Annotated in this window: 1 pseudogene; it reads right to left on the reverse strand. The window is 68.3% G+C overall.

Going from position 1 to position 252, the window contains the following annotated elements:
* Positions 1-216 (reverse strand): annotated as a pseudogene (locus SB725_RS32685) (uroporphyrinogen-III synthase); the annotation flags it as partial.
* Between the last annotated feature and the right edge of the window lie 36 nt (positions 217-252).

Raw genomic sequence — 252 nt, forward strand, 5'->3', positions numbered from 1 at the left:
CTCCAGGCCAAGATGCGCCGCCGGCTTGCTGACCACGATCACCGCACAGTACTGGTCGAATGCCAGCAGGGTAGCCCGCTGCGAGTCACTGACCGGCAACGCCTGGATTTCCAGCAATGGCAGGCTGCTGCTCAAGATCTCGGACTGCGCCAGGATCGCCGCCAGCGCGGCGCAGTCCTCGGCCGGCCGGGTCAGCAGCAGGCGCCAGCCAGTCACTCCTCGCCCGCCTCGCCGTAGACCGCGCGCAGAATG

The organism is Pseudomonas sp. SIMBA_041 (assembly GCF_046535095.1).
Taxonomy (GTDB): domain Bacteria; phylum Pseudomonadota; class Gammaproteobacteria; order Pseudomonadales; family Pseudomonadaceae; genus Aquipseudomonas; species Aquipseudomonas mucoides.